19 protein-coding genes are annotated in these 20079 nt (G+C 63.8%); 6 read left to right on the plus strand and 13 right to left on the minus strand.

Features of this window, described 5'->3' with window-relative positions; genetic code table 11:
• The coding region (locus tag BMZ70_RS24335; RefSeq protein ID WP_092280399.1) for an alpha/beta fold hydrolase at positions 1 to 740 on the minus strand (740 nt) is incomplete at its 3' end.
• Between the two features lie 153 nt (positions 741 to 893).
• Between BMZ70_RS24335 and BMZ70_RS24340 the strand changes: the two genes are divergently transcribed.
• The 3 genes from BMZ70_RS24340 to BMZ70_RS24350 all read left to right on the plus strand — a co-directional run bounded on the left by BMZ70_RS24340 (position 894) and on the right by BMZ70_RS24350 (position 2895).
• On the plus strand, positions 894 to 1796 hold the full coding sequence (locus BMZ70_RS24340; protein ID WP_092280401.1) for a LysR family transcriptional regulator: 903 nt from the start codon (positions 894 to 896) through the stop codon (positions 1794 to 1796).
• 113 nt (positions 1797 to 1909) lie between these two features.
• The gene (locus BMZ70_RS24345) at positions 1910 to 2101 is read left to right on the plus strand and encodes a hypothetical protein (RefSeq protein ID WP_092280403.1); all 192 of its coding nucleotides are present in this window, start codon (positions 1910 to 1912) and stop codon (positions 2099 to 2101) included.
• A 23-nt stretch (positions 2102 to 2124) separates the two neighbouring features.
• Positions 2125 to 2895: a head GIN domain-containing protein gene (locus BMZ70_RS24350; RefSeq protein ID WP_229205574.1), complete on the plus strand. Its 771-nt coding sequence runs from the start codon at positions 2125 to 2127 to the stop codon at positions 2893 to 2895.
• 89 nt (positions 2896 to 2984) lie between these two features.
• On the opposite strand, the gene BMZ70_RS24355 is transcribed toward BMZ70_RS24350, so the two are convergent.
• The 11 genes from BMZ70_RS24355 to BMZ70_RS24405 all read right to left on the minus strand — a co-directional run bounded on the left by BMZ70_RS24355 (position 2985) and on the right by BMZ70_RS24405 (position 12847).
• Complete coding sequence (locus tag BMZ70_RS24355) at positions 2985 to 3638, minus strand: LytR C-terminal domain-containing protein (protein ID WP_092280405.1); 654 nt, start codon at positions 3636 to 3638, stop codon at positions 2985 to 2987.
• A 6-nt stretch (positions 3639 to 3644) separates the two neighbouring features.
• Complete coding sequence (locus tag BMZ70_RS24360) at positions 3645 to 4574, minus strand: type II secretion system F family protein (protein WP_092280407.1); 930 nt, start codon at positions 4572 to 4574, stop codon at positions 3645 to 3647.
• 12 nt (positions 4575 to 4586) lie between these two features.
• Positions 4587 to 5564, minus strand: a complete 978-nt coding sequence (locus BMZ70_RS24365) for a type II secretion system F family protein (protein WP_092280409.1) — start codon at positions 5562 to 5564, stop codon at positions 4587 to 4589.
• A 6-nt stretch (positions 5565 to 5570) separates the two neighbouring features.
• Positions 5571 to 6914: a TadA family conjugal transfer-associated ATPase gene (locus tag BMZ70_RS24370; RefSeq protein WP_092280411.1), complete on the minus strand. Its 1344-nt coding sequence runs from the start codon at positions 6912 to 6914 to the stop codon at positions 5571 to 5573.
• Between the two features lies 1 nt (position 6915).
• Entirely contained in the window at positions 6916 to 8088 is a 1173-nt protein-coding gene (locus BMZ70_RS24375; protein ID WP_092280413.1) for a CpaE/TadZ family protein, read from the minus strand.
• Entirely contained in the window at positions 8085 to 8333 is a 249-nt protein-coding gene (locus tag BMZ70_RS24380) for a hypothetical protein (protein ID WP_092280415.1), read from the minus strand. Before BMZ70_RS24380 ends, BMZ70_RS24375 begins: the two co-directional genes overlap by 4 nt.
• A gap of 2 nt (positions 8334 to 8335) precedes the next feature.
• Entirely contained in the window at positions 8336 to 9799 is a 1464-nt protein-coding gene (locus BMZ70_RS24385) for a type II and III secretion system protein family protein (RefSeq protein ID WP_092280417.1), read from the minus strand.
• Positions 9800 to 9806: 7 nt separating this feature from the next.
• Entirely contained in the window at positions 9807 to 10655 is an 849-nt protein-coding gene (cpaB, locus tag BMZ70_RS24390; RefSeq protein ID WP_092280419.1) for a Flp pilus assembly protein CpaB, read from the minus strand.
• A gap of 1 nt (position 10656) precedes the next feature.
• Positions 10657 to 12000, minus strand: a complete 1344-nt coding sequence (locus BMZ70_RS24395) for an ATP-binding protein (RefSeq protein WP_229205575.1) — start codon at positions 11998 to 12000, stop codon at positions 10657 to 10659.
• Between the two features lie 84 nt (positions 12001 to 12084).
• The gene (locus BMZ70_RS24400; protein WP_092280421.1) at positions 12085 to 12615 is read right to left on the minus strand and encodes an A24 family peptidase; all 531 of its coding nucleotides are present in this window, start codon (positions 12613 to 12615) and stop codon (positions 12085 to 12087) included.
• Between the two features lie 52 nt (positions 12616 to 12667).
• Positions 12668 to 12847 carry a Flp family type IVb pilin gene (locus BMZ70_RS24405; protein ID WP_092280423.1) on the minus strand — a complete coding sequence of 60 codons (180 nt, stop codon included), beginning with the start codon at positions 12845 to 12847 and terminating at the stop codon, positions 12668 to 12670.
• Between the two features lie 258 nt (positions 12848 to 13105).
• Here BMZ70_RS24405 and BMZ70_RS24410 point away from each other — a divergent pair, with 258 nt between their 5' ends.
• Entirely contained in the window at positions 13106 to 14149 is a 1044-nt protein-coding gene (locus BMZ70_RS24410) for a diguanylate cyclase (protein ID WP_092280425.1), read from the plus strand.
• An 8-nt stretch (positions 14150 to 14157) separates the two neighbouring features.
• Here the strand turns inward: BMZ70_RS24410 and BMZ70_RS24415 are convergent, their stop codons facing one another.
• Positions 14158 to 15381, minus strand: coding sequence for an HD-GYP domain-containing protein (locus BMZ70_RS24415; RefSeq protein ID WP_092280427.1), 1224 nt, complete (start codon positions 15379 to 15381; stop codon positions 14158 to 14160).
• 78 nt (positions 15382 to 15459) lie between these two features.
• Here BMZ70_RS24415 and BMZ70_RS24420 point away from each other — a divergent pair, with 78 nt between their 5' ends.
• Both BMZ70_RS24420 and BMZ70_RS24425 read left to right on the plus strand, forming a co-directional pair.
• Positions 15460 to 16389: a LysR substrate-binding domain-containing protein gene (locus BMZ70_RS24420; RefSeq protein WP_092280429.1), complete on the plus strand. Its 930-nt coding sequence runs from the start codon at positions 15460 to 15462 to the stop codon at positions 16387 to 16389.
• A 166-nt stretch (positions 16390 to 16555) separates the two neighbouring features.
• Complete coding sequence (locus BMZ70_RS24425; protein WP_092280431.1) at positions 16556 to 20059, plus strand: indolepyruvate ferredoxin oxidoreductase family protein; 3504 nt, start codon at positions 16556 to 16558, stop codon at positions 20057 to 20059.
• Positions 20060 to 20079 lie beyond the last annotated feature (20 nt).

The following is a 20079-nucleotide window of genomic DNA, read 5'->3' on the forward strand; positions in this document are numbered from 1 at the left end:
TTCACGATGTTGGCCGAGGCGATGCCGGCGGCTTTGATCGGCACGATCTGGTCGTCGTCGCCGTGGATCACCAGGGTCGGCTTGTCGAACTTTTTCAGGTCGTCGCGGAAGTCGGTTTCCGAGAACGCTTTGATCGAGTCGTAGGTGTTTTTAAAGCCGCCCTGCATGCCCTGCGCGTACCACGCCTGGATGATGCCTTGCGAAGGCTTGGCGCCGGCGCGATTGTAGTTGTAGAACGGGCCCGAGGCGATATCCAGGTACAGCTGGCCGCGATCCTTGAGCTGGCCGGCGCGGATGCCGTCAAACACTTCCAGCGGCAAGCCGTCCGGATTGTCGGCGGTTTTCAGCATCAGCGGTGGCACCGCCGAAATCAGGCCCAGCTTGGCGATGCGCTTGGTGCCGTAGCGGCCCACGTAGCGCGCCACCTCGCCGCCGCCGGTGGAGAAGCCGGCCAGGATGATGTTTTTCAGATCCAGCGCTTCGATCAGCTGCGCCAGGTCGTCGGCGTAGTGGTCCATGTCGTTGCCGTCCCAAGGCTGGCTCGAACGGCCGTGGCCGCGACGGTCGTGGGTGATGACGCGGAAGCCGTTGTTCGCCAGGAAGAACGCAGCCGACTCCCAGCTATCCGAGCTCAACGGCCAGCCGTGGCTCAGGATCACCGGTTGGCCGGCGCGTGGGCCCCAGTCTTTGTTGTAGATTTCAACGCCGTCGCGGGTGGTGATGGTGGAGCTAGTGTTCATGATTTTCTTCCTTTTAGTCGATGTATGGATATTCAGTGCTGTGCTACAGTCGCTTCGTTCTGCAGCAGCGATGGAATGAATCTTAGACCTCGCAAAACATTTGCGGAACAGACAACTCTGCAAGGCCTCTTTGCAAAAACGCAGACCCCCGACATGGCGACAAGCAACGACTTCGACTGGAACGACATCCCCCTGATCCTCGCGCTGGCCCGTAGCGGCAGCATGAGCGCCACCGGTCGCCAGTTGGGCGTGGACGCCTCCACCATCAGCCGCCGCATTGCCGCCGCCGAGAAGGCGCTCAAGCTGCGCCTGTTCATCCGCGACAACACCGGCTACCAGCTGACCGACGCCGGCCAGGTCTTCGTCGAGCACGGCGAGGCGGTGTACGGCAATGTGCAGAGCATGCTGCAAGCGTCCTCGCAGGAGGCCGACGCCACCGCCGGCCCGGTCAACATCACTTCCATCGATTTCCTGTTCGACTACTGGCTGCTGGACCACGTGCCGGCCCTGCTGGCCCAGCACCCCCATCTGCAACTGACGCTGCAGGCGGAAAACCAGAACCTGTCCTTCACCCGCCGCGAAGCCGACTTCGCGCTGCGCCTCGGCAAGCCGAGCGAGGATGCGGCGCTGGTGATGCGCAAGCTGGGCGATCTCGGTTTCGCCGTCTACGGCCACGCCAAGTTCGCCGACACGCCGCGCGGCTGCTGGGGCACGCAGCCTTGGATCGCCTACGACGACTCGCTCAGCGGCACCGGCGAAATGCAATGGCTGGCCGCAATGGAGCCCGCACCGCGCAAAGTGCTCAAGGTGAACAGCCTGAGCACGATGGTGCGCGCCTGCCGCGCCGGCGTCGGCATGGCGCTCCTGCCCTGCATCATGGGCACGCAGGAAGGCTTGCAGCACATCGGTGACACGGTTGAAGTACAGCGCGATATCTGGCTGCTCAGCCATCGCGACGCCGGTTCAATCGCGCGCTTTAAAACCGTCTCGGCCTGGCTGTCGCAGGTCTACGCCAGCAGCGAACAGGCGCTGTGCGGCACAGCTCTAAACCCCTAATCCGCATTCTGTCCCCCGTTTTTTGCAGTTCGTCACATCCCGGTGGATGGACGGATAGCCCTTGTCTATAGTTCACTCAACGCAACGAACTAACCACCCACAAGGAGCACAAAATGAACATCGCAAAAAACATGGAAGCCATCTTCGTCGCAGCAGTTGTCATCGCTAGCGCCACCACCTTCGCCACCGCTGCCGTCAACGAGCCAGCTGCAGCCGTGGTCGCAGTGAAAGCCGAAGCCAGCGTGCTGCCGACCGTGACGGTCACCGCAAAACGCCTGACCGCCGCTGAAAAAGCAGCCCTGTAATTCAAACGATCACGATGGAGCGCATGATGAAAAAGATGATGAAAGCTGCGATGCTGGCGGCGGTCCTGGGTAGCGGCGCACACGCCGCACTGGCCGCCGATGTGATCAGCGAGAACCGCAGCGTCGATGCGCGCGCCGTCAAGATCGAACTCGATGGCGTCATCAGCCTGAAGGTGAAGCAAGGCGCGACTGCCTCGCTGATCATCTACGGCGAGCCGGACGCGCTGAAGAAAGTGGTGGTCGAGCAGAGCGGCGAATCGCTGCACATCGGCACCGAGAAAATGAACAACATCCACTTCGGTAACAAGCGCGAACTGCGCGCCGAGCTGACGCTGCCGAACCTGCGCCAGCTGACCTCCAGCGGCGTCGGCGCCACCGAAGTGAGCGGATTTAACGGCGACAATCTGCGCCTGGCTTTGGACGGCGCAGGCTCCGTCAAGGTCGACGCGCAGTATCGCAATCTCGACGTGCGCCTGGGCGGCGTTGGCGGCATGACCGTCAACAACGGCAGCAGCGACAACGTCGATCTGCATCTGAATGGTGCTGGCCGCATCGAAATGTCAGGCCAGACCAAACAGTTACACGCCAGCCTGGGCGGGGTCGGTAGCCTGGATGCGCAGCAGCTGCGCGCCGACAACCTCGACCTCAACATGAGCGGCCTCGGTAGCGCTACGGTGTATGCCAAGAGCAGCGCCAATCTGAAACTGACGGGCATGGGTTCGGCCAAGGTGTACGGCAATCCAGCCAATCGCAACGCCAGCGCACGCGGCATGGGCAGCATCAGCTGGCAGTAAGGAATGCGCCGGCCTGCGTGGCCGGGCACAGGAAACACATGGGTGTGTTTTTGACGTCCAGAAGGAGGCCACTCCTTCCGGACGTTTTTTTATTTGAGGTAGCGCACGTCGTGGCCTAGCACGATGCGCAGGTCGGCGTAGGCGGTGGCGCCGCGCGCCGGCTGCAGCGGCAGGTTCAGGCGGCGCCCCAATGCCTGCGCCATCTTCTGCTGTTCACGTTGATATTCGATGCGGCTTTCCGGCTCCACGAACGGCCGCACATTCGACAGCCGCACGGTCTTCACGCCATCCATATCGAGCGAGCGGGCCAGCCGCGCGGCGGCGCCGGTGACGCCGTTGCCGTTGCTGATTTCCAGCCGCACGATGGCGGCGCCGGCGACGCTGGCGGCAACTGCGTTGGCCACGTGCGTGCGCGTCACCTCCACCAGTCCCGGTGCAAGCTGGCGCACCTGCGTGCGTGGCACGCCATCGTGTGATTCCGCTGCCTGCTTGAGCGTGGCATAGTCCTGCTTCACATCGTGCGCGCGCAGCGACGCTGCTTGCAAATACATGGCCGCCGCGCGTTCGCGCTCACCGGTAATCGCCAGCGCCGCCGCCAACTGCTCCCACTTTGCGGGATCCAGCGGATCGCGAAGGCAGGCTTGTTCCAGCGGCGTGATGGTGTCTTCCTCGGGCGGTTCTACCTGCACGCTGCCGCAGGCAGCCAGCATCAGGCAGGCGGCAGCCAATGGCTTGTTCATCATGACCTCCTAGTGAGTGAGCTGCATCATGCGATAAATCTGGATACCGGCAGGGCCGATCAACACCAGCATCAAGGTCGGGAAAATGCAAAAGATCAGCGGGAACAGCAGCTTGAGCGCGATCTTGGCGGCGGCTTCCTCCGCCATCACGCTGCGCTTGCCGCGCAGGTTGTCGGAATGGATGCGCAGCGAATCACCCATGCTGGTGCCGAAGCGCTCCGACTGGATCAGCATCGCGACCAGCGTGTCCACATCCTCCACGCCGCTGCGCAGGGCCAGGTTGCGCAAGGCACGCTCCTTGGTAAAGCCGGCGCGCATTTCCATCAGCGCCAGTTGCAGTTCCTGCGCCAGCGCCACGCTTTTGACGTGGATCTCTCCCGCCACCTTGGTCAGCGCGCGTTCAAGACTGAGGCCCGCCTCCACGCATACCGTCAACAGATCCAGCGCATCGGGGAAAGTTTCGAAGATATCGCGACAGCGCGTGGCCGCCTTGTGCGCCAGCACCGCATTCGGCAAGTAATAGCCGATGCCGGCCGCCAGCAGCAAAAAGTACATGAAACCCGTTTGCTGCGCACTCCACGCGAACACGCCGCACAGCGCGGCGACAGCGGGCAGGCCCAAAGCCAGCAGCGTCTTGGCGGCAAAGTACAGCGGCGGCGCCGATGCGCTGCGCCAGCCGGCATTCATGAAGCGCGTGCGCAGCGGCGATCGTTCCCAGCCCTCTTCCGGCAGCGACAGGCGCGAGAACGGCTGCGCCGCCAGCGCCACTTTCTCCACCCATCCCGTGGCAGCAGGATCGGGCGCTGCGTCGGCCGGCTCCACCACCTCGTTCAAGCGCTCGCGCAAGGCCACTGGCGAAAATGTCAGCGCCGCCAGCACCGCCATGCCGGCGGCCACCAGGAACACCACCGCCAGGAATGCAATCTGCGATCCATTCATGTCACGCTCCTTTCATACGCGGATGCGTATCAGCTTGCGCATCCACAGCACGCCGCCAGCTGCCGCCGCCAGCGCGTACCACAGCAGATGCACGCCGATAGGGTCCGTCCACAGCACGCGAACATAGTCTGGATTGGAAAACATCATTAACGCCAGCACGCCCAGCGGCAGCAAGCCGAGCACCCATGCCGACATGCGGCCCTCGGCCGACATCACCCGCACCTGCGCCAGCAACTTCAGGCGGGCGCGTATCAGGCGGCTGATATTGCCGAATACCTCGGCCAGGTTGCCGCCCGATTCGCGCTGGATCAGCACCGCGATCACCAGGTAGCGCAAATCTGTCAGCGGCACGCGCAGGGCCAAGTTGTGCAAAGCCTCGTTCATCGGCACGCCATAGTTGATCTCCTCGTAGGCGAACTTGAACTCGCCGGCGATCGGCTCCGGCATCTCCTCGCCTACCATCTGCATCACGTTAGCGAACGAGTGGCCGGCGCGCAGCGCGCGGCCGAGGAAATCGGCAGCTTCCGGCAGTTGCTGTTCCAGCTTGCGCAGGCGTGCGGCGCGCGTGCGCATCAACATCAGCCACGGCGCCGCAGCCGCCAGCGCCAGCACGCCTGCGCCGGGCAGGAAAGGCATGTTCATCATCTGCGGCAGCAACAAGCCCGCCATCGCCGACGCCAGCGAGCAACCGAGGAATTGCGCCACCGACCAGCGCACGCCGCCCTGCAGCAGCAAGCGATCCAGCGTCGCCAGACGTTCGATCCGGCGCAACTGCTTCTCCAGCGCGGGGACGCGGCTGTAGACACGGCGCTTGAGAATATCGACACGCTCGCTGCCGCCATTGCCGCCGGCGGCCATCATCCGCAAGCGTCGCGAGATACGCCGTGCTGCGCCGCCATGCGCGCCGGACCACCACAGCCACGCACCTTCGATCATCAGGATCACGGCGGCAAACAGCAGCACGGCGAAGGCAGGGAAAATCAGGTCCATGATGCGTCACTCGTAGATCTTGTCCGGATCGAACACCGAATCCGGCACCGCCACGCCGAACATGCGCAGGCGGTCGGCAAAACGCGGGCGCACGCCGGTGGCGTAGAAGCGGCCCTGTACCGCGCCGTGTGCATCCACGCCCTTCTGCTCGAAGCGGAATATTTCGTGCATGGCGATCACATCCCCTTCCATGCCGGTGACTTCCTGCAGGCTCACCAGCTTGCGCGTGCCGTCGGTCAGGCGCGACACCTGCATCACCACCGTCACAGCGGAGCAGATCTGCTGGCGCGTCGCGCGCGGCGTCAGGTTCACGCCGGCCATGCCCACCATGTTTTCAAGCCGTGACAAGGCGTCGCGCGGCGTGTTGGAGTGGATGGTGGCGAGCGAGCCTTCGTGACCGGTATTCATCGCTTGCAGCATGTCCAGCGCTTCCGGCCCGCGCACCTCGCCGAGGATGATGCGGTCAGGCCGCATACGCAGCGCGTTGCGCACCAGCGAGCGTTGATTGACCTCGCCCTTGCCTTCGATATTCGGAGGTCGCGTTTCCAGCCGTACCACGTGCGGCTGGCGCAGCGCCAGCTCCGCCGCATCCTCGATGGTCACGATACGCTCGTGCGCCGGGATAAATCCGGACAGCACGTTCAGCATGGTGGTCTTGCCGGAGCCGGTGCCGCCGGAGATCAGGATATTGACCTTGGCCTGGCCCAGCGCCTGCAGCACCTGCACCATCGGCGGCGTCAGGCTGCGGTAGTCGAGCAGGTTTTCCATGCTGAGCGGATTGACCGCAAAGCGACGTATCGACAGGATCGGTCCATCGATGGCCAGCGGCGGGATGATGGCGTTCACGCGCGAACCGTCCGGCAGCCGCGCATCCACCATCGGGCTCGATTCATCCACGCGCCGTCCCACGCGCGAGACAATCTTCTCGATGATCTTCATCAGGTGGGCGTTGTCGTTGAAGGTGGTGCCGGTCAGTTCCAGCTTGCCGGCGCGTTCGACATACACTTTGGATGCGGTGTTGACCAGGATATCCGACACGCCGGGATCGGCCAGCAGCGGTTCCAGCGGCCCGAAGCCCAACATCTCGTGCTGGATATCGAGCACCAGATTGTGGCGCTCGTGCTGGTTCAGCACAATCCGTTCTTCCTCGATGATGCGCTGGACCAGCAGCGCCAGCTCGTGCTTGAACTGCTCCGGCGTGAGGCGCTTCAGGCGTTCGAGGTCGATGCGGTCCAGGATAATCTGGTGCATGCTCTTCTTCAGGTCCAGGTAGGCCGCTGCTGCCAGTCCCGGTGGCCCGTTGCTGCTGCGGCCATCGTCGGCCAGCGACAAGCGTTCACGTAAGCTCATATCATCCTCCCTCGTTGCGGCCGAAGATGCGGTCGAACAGTCCTTTGCTTTCCGGGATGCGGCGCGCGGCCACCAGCTCCACCAGTTCTGCGAGGCTGCGCGCCACCGCGCTGCTGCGCGACAGCTGCAGCACCGGTATGCCCTGATTGACCGAGTCGGTCGCCGACAGGTAATCGTTGGGCACCGTGTGCACCACGTCCGCGCCCAACGCCTGTTCGAGATCCATCAGGCGCAGCTTGCCGCCCTTCTCGTAGCGGTTGACGATCAGGCGGGTGCGGTCGTTCGGGTAGCCGAGCGACCGGAAAATATCGAGCAGGCGGCGGCCGTCGCGGATATCGGGCAGCGCCAGTTGCAGCACCGGGTAAATGGTGTCGGCCTGGTCGAGCGCGCGCAGCGAAATGGCGTCGATCTGGCGGCCCACGTCCAGCACCACGAAGTCGTAATGCTGGCGCGCCACGCGCAGTATGGTGTCCATGTGCTCCGGCTTCATGTCCACCGTACGGTTGGGATCATCGGCCGCCGCCAGCACGCCGAAGTTGGAGGCCACGTGCACCAGGCAGGAGTCGAGGAAGGCACCGTCCATTCGGCTGATCTGCGCGCAGATATCGGACAGCGTCATGGCCGGCTTCTGGTCGGACACGTACAGCGTGGCGTCGCCGAACTGGCCGTGCAGGTCGATCAGCAGCACCTTGCGGTCGGCCAGCGCGGCCAGCGCGTAGCCGAAGTTGGTGGACAAGAAAGTCGCGCCGCTGCCGCCTTTGCAGGAGATGAAGGCCAGCACCTTGCCTTCGCGGACCGGGCTCAGTCCCGCCGCTACTTCGATGCGGTCCATCGCCTCGTGGAAGGCGCGATGCACCAGCGGCAGCGGCAGCACTTCGCGCATGCCGGCGCGCATGGCGCGGATCAGCAAATCCTGCTGCGGGTCGCGCGTCAGCAGCATGAACGACGCGCCGGGATACTGCTTGCACAGGCGGTCCACCAGTTCGCCCTCGTCGTCGGCGATGTCGCTGGCGTCCAGCACCACCAGTTCCGGCGCTTCCGGCAGCAGGCGTTCGACCGCATCGCGCAAGCCCTTACGCGATGCCACCAGCTGCACCGCCGGCATGCGCGCCGATCCCTGCGCCGCGATCTCCGCGTGCAGCAGGCCATCCTTGCTGATCATGAGCGCTTTCATTTGGCACCGCTGCTCATGGCGGCTGGCTGTTGTTCGGCGCCGGCCTTCTGATAGCGCTCGTAGGCGGCGCGCGCGCTGCGGCCGTCCATGCCAGCCACCGGGTCGGCATTACGCGCCGCCTCCGGATGCATGATTTGCTGCGCCAGCACCATGCGTGTGTCGAAGCCGAAGCGGGCATCCCAATGCGGCGTGGTTTGGGCGCAGGCGGACAAAACGCCCGCCAGCAAGATAGCTAGGTAACGCATGATTACTCCTTGGGGCCTTCCATTTGGCCGCCGAGGAAAAGCCTCGCGCGGCTCGGCGTGGTGACGCTGTCGGTCGGCAGTTTGTAGTTGGCTGGTAGCGGCTGCACCAGATGCGGTGTGACGACGAACAGCAGTTCGGTGCGGTCCTGCTGGAAGTCCGTGCTGCGGAACAGCGCGCCCAGCACCGGCAGTTCGCCGAGGAGGGGCAGGCCGTTGATGCTGGTGCTCTGGCTGTTTTTAATCAGGCCGCCGATGGCGAAGCTCTGGCCGTCGTACAGTTCTACGGTGGTCGATGCGCGACGCGTGGTAATCAGCGGCAGGACCGAGGCGCCGCTGAAGCCCGACACTGAGATGCCAACGCCTTCGCGCGAGATCTCCGATACTTCCGGCGCCACCCGCAGGTTGATCCGGCCGCCGGCCAGCACGGTCGGCGTGAAGCGCAGGCCGACGCCGAATTCTTTCTCTTCCAGCGTGACCTTGTTGTTGTCCTGCCCGACCGGTACGAAGATGCGGCCGCCCGCGAGGAAGCTTCCTTCCTGGCCGCTGATGGCCATCACGGTCGGTTCGGCCAGGATGCGGACCAGCGCATCCTGGCGGTCGGCGGCGATCTTGCCGCGATTGCCGATGCTGAGCAGGCTTTTCAAGGTCCCGCTGACGAAGTTGGACGACAGCGTGCTGGCCCAGCTGCCGCCGCCGAAGTTAAGAGTGACGCCCGCTTCCAGCTGATCCAGCAGGGACTTGGAGACTTCAGCGATTTTCACTTCCAGCATCACCTGCTGTGGTGCGCCGATGTTGAGGAAGTTGACGATGCGCGCGCTGGCCTGCGCGGCCTGCGTGGCTGGCGGAGCGTTGCTGATGGCCGCATTGTTGCCGGCACCGGCTTTGCCGCTTGCTTCCAGCGCCTGCGCGGGGCGGCGCACGAAGGCTGCGGCCAGTTCCAGCACGCGCGCGGCGGTGGGCGCATCGGCCACGGTGCCGCTGATGACCAGCGTGTCACCGGCAGCGCTGACCTGGATGTTTTTCTCTTCCGGCATCAGCGCGGCCAGCGCTTGCTGCAAGCCGCCCGGATCGATCCCAACCACCACTTCCACCACGTTGCACAAACCGCTGCGGCCCTGCACGATCATATTGCTGCTGCCGATGTCGACGCCGACCACATACAGCGTATCCGGCGCCACCAGCATGGCTTGCAGCACGGCGGGATTGCCGACACTACGGGCCTGCACCGCTTCGGGCATGCGCATCAGTGTGGATTTTCCGAGTTGCAGTTGCAGGCTGCCCGGCTGCGCGGCCTGTCCGGTGCAGCGCAGCCCCGCGCCTTCCTGCTGCGCCGGTGCGGGCGCCGTTGCGGCGGCCCATGCCGGCGCGGCCAACGCCAGCACCAATGCGGCAGACAGTCCGCGCGAGCGGTGCAGGCAGCGGAGCGCGGCAAAGCGCAAGAGCGCGGCGGGGTGGCGAGTGTCCATGCCGCGCTCACAGGCATTCTTGCGTGCGCTGCACGCCTGAGATAACGCCGATGCACAAGCGCGGCGTAGCGGCAGCCACCTGCACGCGCGCCCGAATGGACGCGGATGGCGAGGCGGGAGACGTGACTGCAGGCGGCGCTGCGGCGGGCATGGCTGGCGGCGACGCTTCGTGCACGCCAAGCAGCGTCCCTTTGGTGGCGCCGTCGGTGGTGCCGGGACGCGGATCGACCTGATTGCGCAACACCAGCGACAGCGTGCCCACGCTGCGCGCCAAATCCAGGTTCTCTGCCTGCACCGGTGTCACCTCCAGCGTCACCGCATTGACCACACGCGGCTTGGTCTCGTCGCGCCCTACTTCCTGCGCCACGGCCAGCACCAGTATGCGCTCCAGCACGATCTTGGAAATCGCCCGATCATTGGACTGCGTGTTGACGATGATGTCGACAAAATTCCCCGGCAGCGCAAAGCCGGCCACGCCCACCACATCGTTCACGCGCACCGTGATGGCACGCTTGCCTTCGGCGATCAGCGCCGACAAGCCGCCCAGCGTACCTGCCGGCGCCAGCTTGGCTTCACTCAAAGGCTCGTCGCGCAACACGCTGGTTTTCAGCACGCGGCCAACCAGCTTGCCGCCGTCGCGCAGCGCGCCGCGCGGCAAAGTGTCGGCCGGCCAGTCGATCTGCTTGAGCATCTCGGACGTCAGGCGCTGGCCAAGATTGACATCCTGCGCCGCCACCACGATCTTATTGGAAGCGCCGGGCGTCTGCCGCAGCAGCCAGCGCGAGGCCAGCGCCACTGCCGCCAGTCCGAACACGATGGCCAGCGCCATCATCAACAGTGCGCGACGGTTCTTCATATTAGCCGCGCTCCACATTGGCGCCGGCAAACATGCTGATCCAGGCCTGGTCCAGCGCCGGAATCGACAAGCGTGCCGCCTCGCCCATGAACGCGGCAAAATCCGCTACCCGGCTGACGATCTCGCGCGGATAGCACGCCAGCAGCGGCAGCCCGCTGCCCGCATGCAGCTCATCGACCAGATAGCGCTGCGCCGCATCGTCGTACGCCACGCCCACGCTCAGGCACTGCTGGCGCAGCAGCGTGCGATAGCTGGCGGCGTCCAGCGCGCCAACCGGAATCTTGTAGCCCACGCGGCGCAGCGCCGCATCGTCCAGCAGCGACGACGGCGACGCGCTGGCGACAAACACCAGCCGCACGCGGCACGGCGCCTGGAAGTGATAGCCGCCCGCCAGCGACAGCGCGCTGCGTTCCTGCTCCTGCGCCTGCGCGAAGCGGTTGAGCAGCACGGTGGCCGGCACATTGTGGCGTCCGAGATCATCGACGATCAGCAAGCCGTTGTTGGCCTTCAGCTGCGGCGGCGCGCGATAGCAACCGCCGGCAGCATCCAGTTGCAGGTCCAGCATGTCCGCATCGAGCGACGCATCCAGCGCCACCACGGGACGCTGGCACAGCACCCAGCGCGGATCATTGCTGCGCCGCTCGGATGCCTGCTGCGCCGCACGCGCCTGGCGCGGCAGCGGCGCGCGGTGCACGGCCGGGTCGTACACCTGCACGATATCCTTGCCCACCACAATCGCATGCGGCACCGCCACCAGTCCTTGCAGCAGCGCGCCAAGACGGCGCGCCAGCGTCGACTTGCCGCTGCCGGACGGCCCATGCAGCAGCATGCTGCGGCCGGCGTGCATGGCCGCGCCCAGCATGCGCTGCACCGCCGGCGCCAGGAAATCATCGGTGAATTCAGCCGCCAGTTCATCGGCGCAGGACTGCGGCGCTTGCGCGGCCTGGCGTTCCACCATTGCACGGTAGGCTTCGAGCGTCACCGGCGCCGGACCGGCGTAAGGGCAGCGCTCAAGCCACGCGCTGGCGCGCTGCTTGCCAGCGCTGGTGAGCTGGTACTGCACATCGATGTCGGAGTCGCCGCGCCACGCCACTTCCGCCACCTGTTCGGCCACCATGAAGTCGAGCACCTCGCGCAGCACATTGATCGACAGGTGCAGTTTGGTGGTCAGTATCGGCAAGTGACTCTTGCCGCCGAGGTAGAGCGCCTTGGCGACCAGCTCGATGATCAGTTGCTGCGGCAGGCCGCTGTCGCGCACCGATTTCGGTTGCGGCGGCAGCACCGCTTCCGGCTCGGCGTCGAGCAGCTGGGTGTAGGGGGACGGCGGTTCCAGGGCTAGCATCATATTCTCCACGAGGAAACTTGTTTCGGTATGGAATCAAGTTTATCGGGCCATGCTTTGAGGACATTGACGTGCAGCAAGCACTGCTCAATGATGCCGCCACGCGACAACACCCACCGTGCCGAGCGCGATCGCCACACCGTAGGGAATGCCGCCGACGCTGGCCTGGGCCGGCAACGGCACCGGCAACAGCGGTACGCCGAGCAGGCGCAGCAACAAGGGTTTGCAGATCAGCTTGAGATTGCGGGTACTGTCGCGCCAACGGCCGCTGATCAACAGCATCAGCAGCGCGATCACGCCGCCCACCAGCACCGACAGTGCGGCGATCTGCAGCGCCTGCCACGGCCCGGCAAACGCGCCCACCATCGCCATCAGCTTGACGTCGCCGGCGGCCATGCCGCGCAGCAGGTACAAGGGCAGGAATAAAAAAAAGCCGGCGAAGGCGCCGGCCAGCCACTGCGACACCGGGGCTCCCGGCTGTCCGCTGAGCAAGTGCAGGATCAGCGCCAGCATCAGGCCGCTGAGGATCAGCACATTCGGTATCTTGCGCATCGCCAGATCGGTCAGCGCCGCTTGCGCGACCAGGCAGATCAGGATCACTTCTATCGCGTTGAACATGACGCTCTCTCCCAAAAACTTTCCGGCCGAAGCCGGAAAGCGCGTGCAATGCTTACGGCGTGGTGATCTTGGCCGCGATGTCCGTGAAGGCCGTGAACAGCGCCGGCTTCAGCAGTGCGAAGGCGGCCGTCACCGCCGCCACCATCACCGCAGCGATCAGGCCGTACTCAATGGCCGTGATCCCGTCCTCATCCCGTGCAAACTCTTTTGCTGCTGCAATCATCGAGTGCATGTCGTTCTCCTTTGGTTAAATCCATCAAGAAAACCTCTGGTGCGCACTTGCCGCGCCATTGCGTTTACTATACGGAGACCAGTTTTCAAAGAGTTGACGTTGCGCAAGTTTTCCGCGTGGAATCTTTTTTAAGCCAGGCGATAGGCAAATGTCGGAAAAAGGTCGCATTCTGGGGCAATGGAAGTTTTTTTTCGCACACATGAATTGCCTCGATTGCAAAAAGCTATTATCCTGCCTAGCTGTTCTTTGGAAAGGCAAATGGACTCCCTACTGAAACACATGGTGGACATGACCGGTCACCGCGATCACACGATGCTCGACATCTCGGTGATTTCGGCGGTGCAGGAGCTTGCCCGCGCCGATCGGGTCCGTGTGTTGACCTTGGCCACCGTCCGAGGAAAGATCTTCGTCCGGCCGCGCGCCGAGATCACCGCCGGCGAAGCCGCGCGCATGGTCGACACGTCCTACCAGAACCATCCCGGCGAACCCATCGCGGCTTATCCCGCGCTGGCGCAGTGCATCGCCCGTCACGAGTCGAGCGCCGACCTGGCCAACGAGGCCGACGAGCACACCCTGTGGCTGCCGATCTGGCTGGGCGACAAGGCCGACACCTGCCTGGAAGTGGTCAATCCGACGCCGTATTCCAACGAAACCATCCACGTCATCGCGGCCATCGTCAGCGTCTACCGCAACTTCCAGAATTTGCTGGACTACAGCGAGCGCGACTCGCTGACCGGCCTGCTCAACCGCAAGACCTTCGACGACCAGCTGGCCAAGATGCTGGCCGCCTGCACCGACCAGGACTCCGTCACCCTGCCGGGCGAACCGGAGCGCCGCCACCACAGCGAGGAAGAAAAGCAGTGGCTGGCCGTGGTGGATGTCGACCATTTCAAGCACGTTAACGACCGTTTCGGGCATTTATACGGCGATGAGGTGCTGATCCTGATCGCCAACCTGCTTACCTCCTCGTTCCGTGCGCAAGACCGCGTGTTCCGCTTCGGCGGCGAGGAATTCGTGGTGCTGCTGCGTTCCGCCACCCTGGACAACGCCAAGAAAATCATCGAACGCTTCCGCATGAACGTGGCGGCGCATGACTTCCCGCAAGTGGGCAAGGTGACGGTGAGTGTGGGGTTTGTCAGCATCAGCGCGCTGGAAGCGCCGGTGATCATTCTCGGCCATGCCGACCAGGCCTTGTACTACGCCAAGAGCCACGGCCGCAACCTGGTCTGCCACTACGACGAACTGGTCAGCGGCGGCAAGCTGCAAGCCATTGAATCCAACGATACGGCGGAATTCTTCTAGGCTAAGCCTCAGGCGGCCACAGTCAGGAAGCGCATCGGATCGACATTCCACTTGGCCGGCGACTCATGGCCGACGATCTTGTCGCCGCCGCCAAAGCCCACCCCGCGCGACAAATCCACGGTTTCCGGCTTGATGTAGACATTCTTCTTGGTGTGGAAGAATACGTTGACCTTGGGCGCCAGCAGATTGGTCTCGTGTGGTTCAATCACCACACCCAGACGCCCCGATTCCAGCAGCACCATCGTGCCGACCGGATAAATCCCCACGCAGCGCATGAATTCCTGGGCGTAGGTCGGGTTGAAGTGGAACTTGCTCCACTCGTAGATCTTGCGCAGCGCGGCGGCTGCCGACATGCCCTTGTGGTAGCAGCGATCGGCGGTAATGGCGTCGTACACGTCGACAATGGCCGCCATCTGCGCCAATTCGCTGATTTCGTCGTTGGCCTGCTTGCTCGGGTAGCCGCTGCCGTCGCGGCGCTCATGGTGGTGCAAGGTGATATCGAGCGGAATCGGACCGATCTCAGGCGATTGCCGCAGGATGTTGTAGCCATCTTCCGGGTGCTTCTTGATGATGGCGAATTCCTCATCGGTCAGCGGACCGGGCTTGTTCAGGATCTTGTCCGGCACCAGCGCCTTGCCGGTGTCGTGCAGCAGCCCGCCCAGGCCGGCCTGGTGGGTGATTTCCGGCGGGATATTGCGCGAGCGGCAGAACGCCACCAGCAGCGTGCACACGCTGACCGAGTGCAGGAAGGTGTAATCGTCCTTGTTCTTGATGCGCAGCAAACCCACCAGCGCGCCGGGATTGCGCAAAATCGACTCGGTAATGTTTTGCACCACCGGCTGCACATGGTCCAGCTCAATGGCCTTGCCGAGGCGCGCATCCTGCATCACCGTGCGCACCAGCGTCGACGCCTGATGGCGGATCTGTACCGCGCGCTGCATTTCCTCGCCCAGCGAGACGCGGGTCTGCACCGGCGCCTTGGCCGCGATCTCCACCAGCTCGCGCTCGGTCGCCGCTTGCGCTTCGGCCAGCGTGGGCGCATCCTGCACGTCCAGGCCCTTGGAGCTATCGATGACTACGTCGTGGATACCTGCGTGGATAATCTTGCGGATTTCATCTTCGCTGCCGATTTTGAAGCGGTTACGGACGAAGGGATGGGTCATCCAGTCACAGCTCAGGTCATGAATATACATGCCTACTTTCAGCTGGGAAGAATCGACTTTCTTTAACATACGTTTACCCGTCAAAATGGCGCGGTCTGCGCTAACACAGTATAACAAACCGTTTCCTACCGGGATTAAATTTACAACATGGAATTACGCCAGTTACGCTACTTTGTTGCCATTGTCGACCACGGATCGCTGTCGCGGGCTGCGCTGGTGTTGCATATTGCACAACCAGCCCTGACCCAGCAGCTGCGCCAGCTGGAAGAAGAACTGGGCGTGCAGCTGCTGCACCGCAGCGCCCAGGGCGTACTGAGCACGGACGCCGGCAAGGTGTTCTACGAGCATGCTCAGGCCATCCTCAAGCAGGTGGCCGATGCCCGCTCGGCCGTGGCGCAGTCTGCCGAACGTCCCAGCGGCAGCGTCACGCTGGGGCTGCCGCATAGCATTTCCGGCGCGCTGGCCCTGCCGCTGCTGATGGCCACCCGCGCCCAGTATCCGGAAATCACGCTGCAGCTGACCGAGGAACTGACCGGCAACCTGAGCGACCAGCTCAAGTCCGGCCGCGTCAACCTGGCCGTCCTGTTTGACGACGGCCAGCTGAGCCAGTTCGCCACCACCCCGCTGGCGGAGGAGGAATTACACTTCATTTGTCGGGCCGATGCGGCTTACGCGATGGGTGAGCAATCACTTACATTGCAGCAGGCACTGGCTGCCACCCTGATCCTGCCCGGCCTGCAGCACGGCGTGCGGCCGCGCATCGAGAGCGTGGCCCGTGATGCCGGCCTCAGCCTGACGAATGTGATCGAGATCAACTCCATCGCCATCCTCAAATCGGCCCTGCTGGCCGACATGGGGGCGACCATCCTGCCGTCCGCCCCTGTCCTGGACGAGTTGCAGCGCGGCGCCCTGCGCGCCCAACGCGTCCACGGCCCGTCGATTTCGCGCACTGTGGTGCTGTGCGGTTCGCGCAACATTCCCCTGACCAATGCAGCAACGGCGATCAGCCGGCTGGTGCGGCAGGTCAGCGACCAGCTGTGCGCCGACGGCAGCTGGCCGGGAGCAACCCCGATATAAGTTTTTCTTATACCCCTATCGGCAAACGGTATTTCCGTATACGTCAAGTAGCGCCCATACTGGTCATAGAACCGCCAACCATGCGGTCAAATGGCTTGAGCCTGGCCTGCCCACCCGGCATCCCCCAGTTCGAGCGCGATCTGATTACAAGAACGGAGACACCACCATGCCAGACGGCACCAGCACGCTCACGTCCGTGAGCCTCGACGACAAGTACACTTCCACCAAAGGCACCATCTTCCTGTCCGGCATTCAAGCGCTGGTGCGGCTGCCGATGATGCAGCAAGTGCGCGACAAGATGGCCGGCCTGAACACGGCCGGTTTCATTTCCGGCTATCGCGGCTCGCCGTTGGGCGGCCTCGATGAAAACCTGTGGAAGGCCAAGCCGCACCTCGAAAAGCACAACGTGCAGTTCGTGCCGGGCGTGAACGAGGACCTGGCAGCGACCGCCGTGTGGGGCTCGCAGCAGGTGGACCTGATCGGCGAGAGCAAGTACGACGGCGTGTTCGCCATGTGGTACGGCAAAGGCCCCGGTGTCGATCGCTGCGGTGACGTCTTCAAGCACATGAACCACGCCGGCACCTCCAAGCATGGCGGCGTGCTGCTGGTGGCCGGCGACGACCACGGCGCCTATTCGTCCACCCTGCCGCACCAGTCGGACCACATCTTCTCGGCCTGCATGGTGCCGGTGCTGTATCCGTGCAATGTGCAGGAATACCTCGACCTCGGCATCCACGGCTGGGCCATGTCGCGCTTCTCCGGCTGCGCGGTGGCGTTCAAGGCGCTGGCTGACACGGTGGAGTCGTCGGCCTCGATCGACGCCGATCCGTTCCGCGTCGAGACCAAAATTCCAAAGAACTTCGTGATGCCGGAAGGCGGCCTGAATGCACGCCTGTCCAGCATCCCGCTGGGCCAGCAGGCGCGCAATCAGGAAGCGCTGATGCAGGACTACAAAATCTACGCCGCGCTGGCCTATGCGCGCGAGAATAAACTGAATCACACCACCATCGATTCCAAGGACGCCAAGCTGGGTATCATCGCCTCCGGCAAATCGTATCTGGACGTGCTGGAAGCGCTGGAAGAACTGGGCATTGATGAAGCGATGGCGGCCAAGGTCGGCCTGCGCCTGTTCAAGGTGGCCATGCCTTGGCCACTGGAGCCGGACAGCGTGCGCGAATTCGCGCAAGGCCTGGATGAGATTCTGGTGGTGGAAGAAAAACGCCAGTTCGTCGAATATCAGTTGAAGGAACAGCTGTACAACTGGCGCGATGACGTGCGTCCGCGCGTAATCGGCAAGTTCGACGACAAGGGCGAATGGGTGGCGCCGCGCGGTGAATGGCTGCTGCCGCCGAAGGCCGACTTCTCGGTATCGCAAGTGGCGCGCGTAATCGCCAGCCGCGTGGCGCGCTACATCACCGATGCCCACATTCAGGACGAAATCAAGAACCGCCTGACCTTCCTCGATGAGAAGGACGCGGTACTGAAGAAGGCCATCAACACGCCATTCCGTCCGGCCTTCTACTGCTCCGGATGCCCGCACAACACCTCGACCAAGGTGCCGGAAGGCTCGTTCGCGCTGGCCGGCATCGGCTGCCACGTGATGGCGACGTCGATCTACCCTGAGTACAACAAGCTGACCACCCACATGGGCGGCGAAGGCGCGCCGTGGATCGGCCAGGCCGCGTTCTCGAAAGTGCCGCACGTGTTCCAGAACCTGGGCGACGGCACCTACTTCCACTCCGGTTACCTGGCGATTCGCGCGGCCGTGGCAGCGCGCGTCAACATGACCTACAAGATCCTGTACAACGACGCGGTGGCGATGACCGGCGGCCAGCCGGTCGACGGCCAGACCTCGGTGCCGATGATCGCGCAGCAGATGGCTGCAGAAGGCGTGAAACGGATTGCGCTGGTGACGGAAGACCTGTCGCGCTGGACCGACCGTTCGGCGCTGCCGTCCATCGTTTCGCTGCACGACCGCAAGGACATGGACGCGGTACAGCGCGAGCTGCGCGAAGTATCCGGCGTATCGGTGCTGATCTACGACCAGACCTGCGCCGCCGAAAAGCGCCGCCGCCGCAAAACCGGCGAATACCCGGACATCGCCAAGCGCATGGTCATCAACGAAGCGGTGTGCGAAGGCTGCGGCGACTGCGGCATCCAGTCCAACTGCGTGTCCATTCTGCCGAAGGAAACGGAATTCGGCCGCAAGCGCACCATCGATCAATCGTCGTGCAACAAGGACTACTCGTGCACCAAGGGGTTCTGTCCGAGCTTCGTCACGGTGGAAGGCGGCGCGCTGAAAAAATCCAAGGCTGGCGCCACCCAAAGCGACGACGGCTGGGCCGAGTTGCCTGCACCTGTACTGCCGGACTGCGAACAGCCGTACAACATCCTGATCAACGGCATCGGCGGCACCGGCGTGATTACCGTCGGCGCGCTGATGGGCATGGCCGCGCACATCGAAGGCAAAGGCGCGTCGGTGCTGGACATGACCGGCATGTCCCAGAAAAATGGCTCGGTCACCTCGCACGTGAAAATCGCGCGTACCCCGGACCACCTGCGTGCGCAGCGCATCGCCACCGGCGAAGCGGACGTCATCCTCGGCTGCGACATGCTGACCGCCGGCGCTGCCGATGCGGTATCGAAGATGCGTCCGGGCCGCACGCTGGCCTTGGTCAACCTGCACGAGCAGCCGCCGGGCACCTTCGCGCAGAACGCCGACTGGGAATACCCTGCTGCCGACGTGCGCGCGCTGATCGAAGAATCGGTCGGCGCCGGCGCGGCCGATTTCGTCGACGCCACCAAACTGGCCACCGCGCTGATGGGCGATTCGATCGCCGCCAACCTGTTCATGCTCGGCTACGCATGGCAGCGCGGCCGCATCCCGCTGAGCGAAGCATCGCTGCTGCGCGCGATTGAGCTGAACGGCGTCGCCGTCGCCTCCAACAAGAAGAGCTTCCTGTGGGGCCGCCGCGCCGCCGTGGACCTGAAACGCGTCGAGCGCACCGCCACGCCAGCGCAGCCTATCGTGCTGCAAATGCCGCAAAGCCTGGACACGCTGGTCGCCAAGCGCATGGAATTCCTGACCGGCTACCAGAACGCCGCCTACGCCAGCACCTACTCGGAACTGGTGGCGCAAGTGCGCGCGCGCGAAAACGCGCTGAGCCTGGGCAACAAGCTGTCCACTGCCGTCGCCAAGTCCTACTTCAAGCTGATGGCCTACAAGGATGAATATGAAGTGGCGCGCCTGTACACCGACGGCCGCTTTGTCGAACAGCTGCAATCGCAGTTCGAGGGCAACTTCAGCGTGAAGTTCAACCTCGCACCGCCGCTGTTCGCCAAGAAGGACGCCAAGGGCCATCTGGTGAAAGCGGAATTCGGTTCGTGGATGTGGAGCGCTTTCAAACTGCTAGCTAAATTCAAAGGCCTGCGCGGCGGCGCGTTCGATATCTTCGGCTACACCGAAGAGCGCAAGATGGAGCGCGCGCTGATCGTGGAATACCGCGAGATGGTGCAGTCGCTGCTGGCCAAGCTGGATGCGAACAACCACGCCACCGCCGTCGACCTGGCTGCGCTGCCAGAGAAAGTACGCGGCTTCGGCCACGTGAAGGAAAAGGCCGTCGCCACCTTCCGCACCGAAAAAGCCCGCCTGATGGCACAGTACATATAATATTTAGAAAAAATACAAGG

The organism is Duganella sp. CF402 (genome assembly GCF_900109645.1).
Classification (GTDB): Bacteria; Pseudomonadota; Gammaproteobacteria; order Burkholderiales; family Burkholderiaceae_D; genus Rugamonas.

Bases quoted from the DNA above. Each gene is read 5' to 3' on its own strand.
- BMZ70_RS24340 (WP_092280401.1), top strand. From the start codon at position 894: ATGGCGACAAGCAACGACTTCGACTGGAACGACATCCCCCTGATCCTC.
- BMZ70_RS24345 (WP_092280403.1), top strand. From the start codon at position 1,910: ATGAACATCGCAAAAAACATGGAAGCCATCTTCGTCGCAGCAGTTGTC.
- BMZ70_RS24350 (WP_229205574.1), top strand. From the start codon at position 2,125: ATGATGAAAAAGATGATGAAAGCTGCGATGCTGGCGGCGGTCCTGGGT.
- BMZ70_RS24355 (WP_092280405.1), bottom strand. From the start codon at position 3,638: ATGATGAACAAGCCATTGGCTGCCGCCTGCCTGATGCTGGCTGCCTGC.
- BMZ70_RS24360 (WP_092280407.1), bottom strand. From the start codon at position 4,574: ATGAATGGATCGCAGATTGCATTCCTGGCGGTGGTGTTCCTGGTGGCC.
- BMZ70_RS24365 (WP_092280409.1), bottom strand. From the start codon at position 5,564: ATGGACCTGATTTTCCCTGCCTTCGCCGTGCTGCTGTTTGCCGCCGTG.
- BMZ70_RS24370 (WP_092280411.1), bottom strand. From the start codon at position 6,914: ATGAGCTTACGTGAACGCTTGTCGCTGGCCGACGATGGCCGCAGCAGC.
- BMZ70_RS24375 (WP_092280413.1), bottom strand. From the start codon at position 8,088: ATGAAAGCGCTCATGATCAGCAAGGATGGCCTGCTGCACGCGGAGATC.
- BMZ70_RS24380 (WP_092280415.1), bottom strand. From the start codon at position 8,333: ATGCGTTACCTAGCTATCTTGCTGGCGGGCGTTTTGTCCGCCTGCGCC.
- BMZ70_RS24385 (WP_092280417.1), bottom strand. From the start codon at position 9,799: ATGGACACTCGCCACCCCGCCGCGCTCTTGCGCTTTGCCGCGCTCCGC.
- cpaB (WP_092280419.1), bottom strand. From the start codon at position 10,655: ATGAAGAACCGTCGCGCACTGTTGATGATGGCGCTGGCCATCGTGTTC.
- BMZ70_RS24395 (WP_229205575.1), bottom strand. From the start codon at position 12,000: ATGATGCTAGCCCTGGAACCGCCGTCCCCCTACACCCAGCTGCTCGAC.
- BMZ70_RS24400 (WP_092280421.1), bottom strand. From the start codon at position 12,615: ATGTTCAACGCGATAGAAGTGATCCTGATCTGCCTGGTCGCGCAAGCG.
- BMZ70_RS24405 (WP_092280423.1), bottom strand. From the start codon at position 12,847: ATGCACTCGATGATTGCAGCAGCAAAAGAGTTTGCACGGGATGAGGAC.
- BMZ70_RS24410 (WP_092280425.1), top strand. From the start codon at position 13,106: ATGGACTCCCTACTGAAACACATGGTGGACATGACCGGTCACCGCGAT.
- BMZ70_RS24415 (WP_092280427.1), bottom strand. From the start codon at position 15,381: ATGTTAAAGAAAGTCGATTCTTCCCAGCTGAAAGTAGGCATGTATATT.
- BMZ70_RS24420 (WP_092280429.1), top strand. From the start codon at position 15,460: ATGGAATTACGCCAGTTACGCTACTTTGTTGCCATTGTCGACCACGGA.
- BMZ70_RS24425 (WP_092280431.1), top strand. From the start codon at position 16,556: ATGCCAGACGGCACCAGCACGCTCACGTCCGTGAGCCTCGACGACAAG.